The sequence below is a fragment of the Holdemania sp. 1001095H_141210_F2 genome, from assembly GCF_015558105.1.
Classification (GTDB): domain Bacteria; phylum Bacillota_I; class Bacilli_A; order Erysipelotrichales; family Erysipelotrichaceae; genus Holdemania.
Window position 1 is genome coordinate 246,334 of sequence record NZ_JADNPO010000001.1, and the last position, 6,868, is coordinate 253,201.

The 6,868-nt window shown below is 41.2% G+C and carries 8 protein-coding genes; 2 read left to right on the plus strand and 6 right to left on the minus strand.

Annotated features, from left to right (window positions below):
* Positions 1 to 2: 2 nt before the first annotated feature.
* Together I2G61_RS01225 and I2G61_RS01230 are read left to right on the plus strand one after the other, a co-directional pair.
* Positions 3 to 1,247 (plus strand): DDE-type integrase/transposase/recombinase, encoded by a 1,245-nt coding sequence (locus I2G61_RS01225; protein ID WP_195547775.1) that lies wholly within the window; start codon positions 3 to 5, stop codon positions 1,245 to 1,247.
* A gap of 2 nt (positions 1,248 to 1,249) precedes the next feature.
* Positions 1,250 to 2,053, plus strand: a complete 804-nt coding sequence (locus I2G61_RS01230) for an ExeA family protein (protein ID WP_229100630.1) — start codon at positions 1,250 to 1,252, stop codon at positions 2,051 to 2,053.
* Between the two features lie 212 nt (positions 2,054 to 2,265).
* Here the strand turns inward: I2G61_RS01230 and I2G61_RS01235 are convergent, their stop codons facing one another.
* From I2G61_RS01235 to I2G61_RS01255, 6 genes are all read right to left on the minus strand, one after another.
* On the minus strand, positions 2,266 to 2,457 hold the full coding sequence (locus tag I2G61_RS01235; RefSeq protein ID WP_072684128.1) for a hypothetical protein: 192 nt from the start codon (positions 2,455 to 2,457) through the stop codon (positions 2,266 to 2,268).
* Between the two features lie 47 nt (positions 2,458 to 2,504).
* The gene (locus I2G61_RS01240; RefSeq protein ID WP_072684129.1) at positions 2,505 to 2,969 is read right to left on the minus strand and encodes a helix-turn-helix domain-containing protein; all 465 of its coding nucleotides are present in this window, start codon (positions 2,967 to 2,969) and stop codon (positions 2,505 to 2,507) included.
* Positions 2,970 to 3,143: 174 nt separating this feature from the next.
* Positions 3,144 to 3,677, minus strand: a complete 534-nt coding sequence (locus I2G61_RS16295) for an alpha/beta fold hydrolase (RefSeq protein WP_304607877.1) — start codon at positions 3,675 to 3,677, stop codon at positions 3,144 to 3,146.
* A 26-nt stretch (positions 3,678 to 3,703) separates the two neighbouring features.
* Entirely contained in the window at positions 3,704 to 3,955 is a 252-nt protein-coding gene (locus I2G61_RS16300) for an alpha/beta fold hydrolase (RefSeq protein WP_229100632.1), read from the minus strand.
* A gap of 41 nt (positions 3,956 to 3,996) precedes the next feature.
* Positions 3,997 to 6,093 (minus strand): tetratricopeptide repeat protein, encoded by a 2,097-nt coding sequence (locus I2G61_RS01250; protein ID WP_195547776.1) that lies wholly within the window; start codon positions 6,091 to 6,093, stop codon positions 3,997 to 3,999.
* Positions 6,094 to 6,253: 160 nt separating this feature from the next.
* On the minus strand, positions 6,254 to 6,868 hold a 615-nt coding region (locus tag I2G61_RS01255), incomplete at its 5' end, for a transposase (protein ID WP_195547777.1).

Below are 6,868 nucleotides of genomic sequence, written 5' to 3' on the forward strand. Positions count from 1 at the left end.
TCATGAAACCAGAAAAACAGCAGGAAATCGCACTTATGCGCTATGGTGCGATTGCTCCACTTATCGCAGGTCTGGATGAAAACTATCCGAGTAAGACCGCTTTCTACACCGAAATTTCTAACAAAGGGCTTGTGGGTCCTGACGGACGTGTCCATCATTATGCACCTGCAACCATTGAAAAATGGTATCTCGATTACCAGAACCACGGCTTTGATGCCCTCGTGCCTAAAAGCAGGGCAGATGCCGGTATGAGCCGCAAGCTTGATGATGATCTGCAGGAACGGATCCGTTACTTCAAGATGAATTACCCCCGTATGTCAGCAGCAGCCATCTACAGACAGCTCAAAACTGATGGTTCCATCATAAACGGTCAGGTTTCCGAATCCACAGTCTGTCGTTTTGTAAACCAGCTCCAGAACGAGCTTCGCCAGACACCTCACAGGGATATGCGGCGTTATGAACGGCCACACATCAATGAAGTATGGTGCGGTGACAGCAGCGTTGGACCAAGGCTCACCGATAAAGACGGGAAGAAACACCGTATTTACATCATTGCCCTAATTGATGATGCCAGTCGTTTCATTACAGGCATTGATGCTTTTTATAATGATAACTTTGTGAACCTGATGTCTGTCATGAAATCAGCCGTATCAAAGTACGGACGTCCCAAAGTGCTTAACTTCGATAATGGAAAATCTTACAAAAACAGGCAGATGGAGCTTCTTGCAGCCAGAATCGGTACAACACTCAGTTACTGTCAGCCATATACTCCAACCGGAAAAGCAAAGATCGAACGCTGGTTCCGCACACTGAAGGATCAGTGGATGGCAGGCCTTGACATGCAGGATTTCCATTCGCTGGATGAACTGCGCGGCAGTCTTCATTCTTATGTCCAGCGGTATAATCAGACTCCTCATTCTTCTCTTCGAGGAATGACGCCACAAGACCGCTTCTTTTCCGAACCAGAACAGATCCGCAGGCTCCCGGCAGATGATATCGACAAACATTTTCTTCTGGAGATTGAACGTCGTGTTTCTGCTGACTGTGTCATTGTAATTGACCAGATCGAATACGAAGTAGACTATCGCTTTGCTCGTCAGCGTATCCGGCTGCGGTATTCCCCGGATATGAAAGATATCTTTGTTGTCGAAACAGATGGGACACTTACCCCTATCCGGCTTCTCAACAAAACAGAAAACGCATTAGTCAAACGAGAAAAAGTACGCCTTTGCAAAGGAGATGAATAACCATGGATTACACTGCCAGATATGGGTTAGAGTTCAACCCATTCTTAAAGAACTCAAAGGAAGTCCTCGTAGAAACTCAGGAATACAAGGAAGTTCTATTCCGCCTGAATTATCTGCTGACCACCAAAGGCTTTGGATTGCTGACCGGCAGTGCCGGAAGAGGCAAGACCACCGCTATCCGCAACTGGTCTGCCGGATTGAATCCTTCTTTATATAAAGTAGTCTATTCCAGCCTGTCTACGCTTACCGTGAATGATTTCTATCGGAATCTGGCTTCTGAACTTGGTGCACAGCCTGCATTCCGGAAAACAGATAACTTCAAGATCATACAGAATGAGATCAATCGCCTCGTTCTCGAAAAAAGGCAAACACCTGTCATCATCATAGACGAAGCAAACTATATCGGAAACGCCGTCTTAAATGACTTGAAAATGCTGTTCAACTTTGAAATGGATTCCAGGGATAGAGCCGTTGTCCTGCTTGCCGGTTTACCACAGCTGAACAGTACTCTCAGGCTCAGCATTCACGAACCGTTCCGTCAGAGGATTGTCATGAATTACAATCTTGAAGGAATGTCCAAAGCAGAAGGACATTCTTATGTGGCCTCCAAGCTGAAGGGCGCCGGATGCTCTCAGACGGTATTCGAAGAAAATGCCCTTGAAGCGATCTTAAATGCCGCAAATGGAACTCCACGTATGATCAACAAACTCTGTAACGCTAGCCTTCTGATCGGAAACAGTTCAAATTTAAATATCATCACTACCGATGCCGTCATGCAGGCAATCAATGACTGCGAACTCGGCTGACTTCCGGACCATCATGTAATCTGCATGATGGTTCTTTTACATAAAACAGTGTGCAGAAATGGTAGCAAACAATACGCTTTGCAATGCTTCTGCATACCTCAAAAAGTTATTTTTAATCTGCGGGAGCAAGCCGCATTTAATTTGCCGAATGACACCATATTAAATTGTCCGCTGAAAACTGAAATTTTCAGTTCCTTGCAAATTTGAATTGGTTATTCTTCATCTTTGTTGTTATTTTCTTTAGACTTTTTAGAATATACTGAACCTAAGCAAAGAAATGTTGAACCAAGGCACAACCACACAACAGCTATGGAATTATGGTCTCCACCCACAAAGTTTAGAATTGCAGCTAAGTAAAACAATACTGCTGATACATAGAACAGCGTAGATTTATTTTTTCTCATTTTTACACCTCGTCAAATTCATATTCGTTACTCAATATTGCTGAAATTTATCTTCCTGCCAATGACTTTCCAACAACATAAATACCACCCAACATTTCTACAATTGATAATCCTAATAGTACACCAGAAACGAAATCTTTAATATTTGAACCTCCAAACGCATACGAAAGAGCCTGTAATGCAATGCCCATTACAATTAGCATAACTCCATATAGCATATTTTTTTGTTTTTCTAACTCTTGTGTTCGTCTAAGTAAATCTATAATCTGTCCATCATCATATGTACGAACACTTTTTTCTTCGGATATTTCACCATCCATCAGTTCTGCCACCGTAACCTCAAGTTCTTCACACAAGCTTTTTACAATGGAATAGTCTGGCATACACTTACCAGTTTCCCACTTTGAAATGGTCTTATTGGAAACTCCAAGCTTCTCTGCTAATTGTTCTTGCGTTAAATTTTTCTGTTTCCTCTTTAATGCTATAAACTTCCCTGTAACTAATTGGTTCATATGCATTCCTCCAATCATTTGATGATATAAAGGTACTTCTTTCATTGTTTAAATAAAATCCCTTGTTGGTAGAATATAGGTGGAATCCATATAAAACTCAACAGAAATTTCAAATTCATCTCTCAGTTAAACTCACCGGCTTACTGAAATTTTACGTTCTCTACAGATTTAGATTTAAATCGAATCCACACCAGTTTGTTTAACAAACTGCTCTATCTCAGAATTAACTTGTTCTGCATTATCCCCATTAGAAAAATGAGAAGCGTTTTCAATGATATGTAACGGATATCCTGTTGTATCTGCCCATGCAATACAATATCGTTTGACTTTTCCAGTTTTATCTTTGTCACCAAGCAAAATCAATACTGGGCATGTCAAATGTAAATCCCTGTTTTCCTGTGCAAACTTTCCATAAGCGATGTCCATTTGTTCTATAATTTGTTTCTTTGATAATGGTGCTAATATTTCTATCATTTTATTATAAGAATAGTCTGTTACAGATATGGATTTTGCCATACTCTTACGAAGCATCTTATCTGTAAACCAGTTTGCCATTGGCTTAACTTTAGAAAGCCACCACAAATCAGATTTTGAATAGTATGCTGTTCCAAATGGTGTTGTATCAACAGCTATGAAGCATTGCACCTTTTTGGGATATAAATGTGCAAACATTTGTGAAGGATATCCTCCCATTGACATTCCTACCAAACAAACTTTTTCAATGTGTTCCTGTTCTAATATTTGATGTAAATCTCTTGCAGTATTTCATAAGAAAAATCATTATAAGGCACAGATAAACCATGCATAGGAACATCCCACGCAATTACTATATATTCATTCTTGAAATATTCGATTTGCTTTTCGAACATTGTATGATTCGCTGTTAAGCCATGGCTAAAAACAATTGTCCCCTTAGGTATGTCTTTGGTTCTTGAAATCCAATAATGTACTTCTCCTCCAACTCCTTTAATGGTTCTATGTTCCATAATACATCCTCCTGACACTATGTAAGCTTCAAATTTTCGCTCTACTCAAGCATTTTCTTTCCAAGATATAATCCTGCCTGTGCATACGTCCCAAGCAGTTCCTGTTTCTTTGCTTCAATCATATCCGGTTCAAACTCAAATACCATTTCATAGATTTCCATAGCTTTCTGGAAATGAGAAGTAGCCTGTTGGATTTCTCCCATAGTCAGGCAGATACCGCCCATAGCTTCTTGTACACTGGCATAATCCAGACCCGTATCAGAATTATATTCTCGGATTACACGGCACAGCTTTCGTAACGCAGATAGACCAACATCCGGCTGTCCCATATCTGTCAGTAATACAGCATAGTTTGTAATCTGCACAATGCTGTCATGGTAATAATCCAGACCATATTCATCCATAATTCTGATTGCCTGTTCCATGTTCTCTTTAGCAAGTTCCAGTTTACTATTTACTCGATACATTCCACCAAGATTAGCATAGAGATTGGAAACCAAAAGGGCATTATCCGGTGTGACTTCTGAAATCATAGCAATGGCATCTTTCTGCATCTTGATTGCTTTATCCGGTTTCTTCTCATAAGCTGCTCGATAGCTGAGCAGTAATGCTCGATCAGACGCAGATCCGGCAGCCACATCTTTCAGCAATGCAGACAGTGTATCAATAACCTGTTCCATGCCCGGATAATAATGATAATTCTCCATATACGGGAACACATCTTCCAAGAAACGGAGATATGCCGACATATCATCATTTTCAATCTGAGCTATCACAGATTCGATAGTCTGGAATAACTGTTTATAATAGGAAACTTCTTCTCCGTGACGCAGGCAGATTTGCTGCAAGCTATCCATTAAGGCATAGCAACTTTGCACGGAAGGTTTCGTTTTCTCCACTGTCACTTCCTGCATCATCGGATGAAGGGCAATCATGCGACCTTCCATTGCTTTTATGAAGCCTTTTTCTATGAGGTCGTTGACAGTATTCATATCACGCAGCTTCAGCCAGTTTGCAAATAATCTGTTCTGAATGCCGGACAAAGGAGCCAGCGCAAGATTTCTCATAACATCTGTTTCTTCTTCAGAAAGCTGATACAGAGAAAACAAAGTATGAATATGGTCATAATAGGTAGCCTTGCGACTTTTGCCGTCTTTTGAAATACCGATGGTATCGGTAGCATCCAGGGCAGCTTTTTCTTCTTTCAGCTTCTTCAACAGGAGTAACGGCTCCATAATTCCACTTTCCAACAGACGAGCTGACATTTCTACCGCCAGAGTATGGCTGTGTACTGCTTGGATAATCTGCTCCAAAATCGGACGGTTCTTTTCAGCTTCAGAATAGAAACAGCCCATTAAATTAACCAAAGCGTCTGTATCTGCAATTTCTTCCAGATTCATGGATGTATAGTTGTTAAAGCTGCTTCGTGTAGTGAACAGAATACGGCAGCGATATTTCATCACAACCGACAGCAAACCATCCTGCGTTGCTGTAGTATTGAAGTTATCAATGATAAATAAAGTATCCTCTTTCAATGTGCGCAGGAAACGGTTATGTTTGCGGAAGCGTTCTTCGCTGTCATCATCCGGCAGATCATCCGCAAAATCCATGTCAGAAATATCTTGCTTCAAATCACCAGTGTAAGAGAGATACAGGATATTTGTGTACTCCTTGCTATGAGTTTTTGCATAGGCTTTTGCTAACTCACTTTTTCCAATACCGGCGATACCTTGTAGAAATACCTTTCCATATTTACACAACAGCTGATGTAAAGTTTCAAGTTCATTGTCTCGTCCGCAGAAATGACGGCATGGCTTTGGTGTTCCGCCATCGTAAATAAAATCTTTCACAACCGGAGAAAGATTTCCAGCTGACAACAGATTCTTTGTATTTGTATCTCTCTTTACGAAATTACGCTCCATACCAAAGCACAACGCAGAGGTTAGAAATACCGCTTCGTCCATTTTACTTTCACAAGGATAGTTCTGAAGGAGCTGCCCCTTGGTTTTATCAGAGATCGTTGTATCCTGTACCAGAATGTTATAGACCTCCTGCACCGCCATAGCACTGTCGTACATTACCGACAGAACATTTCTGTGCATATCAGCAGCGAGCCTATTTCGATTGTGACGCTCCATATAATATCCGGTGATACGAGGACTGATTTTTGCCTGACCGTTAAACCAACGGCAGACTAATCCATTATCAAAAGTAAAATGGCTCTTTCAAAAATAGTGTTGGTGAGAGAAAAACCGAAACAAGAAAGACGCAGATGAGTTCCAGAAATGGGACTCATTTTTAATTGAGAAAACGGCAGGGAACTAAGGTGTTAGAAATAAGTAAAATGCGGGTCTTAAATTGAATGAAAGAACGATAACCGAAAGCCAGGCGCTTGATGACCTTAATCAGATTATTCGTACCTTCAATCATGCCATTAGAAAATGAGTAAGTCAAGGCGTTGATCACTGCCTCTTTCCGTTCCACTAAGGACTGAATGGCAGTATTCATGGGCTTGGAGATCAAAGGATCAGGATTCAGACAAGCTTGGAGGAAGGCGTCAGGATCTTTCCGGTTGAGCGCGGTAAGGAGACTCTGATAGAGCTCATAAGTCGCCTTGAGCTCCGGATCCAGTTCAACTAAGAAGTGGACAATGTCAATTTCGCGCATCAGAGATGGAAAGCAAACCCATTTTTTGAAGTCCTGATCATTCAGGTCATCTTCAAATTTAAGAAGGAGTTTCCAATAGCGTTTGAGCTTATTGTAATGAGACTTACTCTGATTCATGAAATTGACGCGGGTCTTATTGAGAGCGCGGCTGAGCAGCTGAACGATGTGGAAGCGGTCAAGAATGATCTTGGCGTGAGGGAAACAGTGGTGAACGACAGAGAAGTAAGGGGAATACATATCCATACA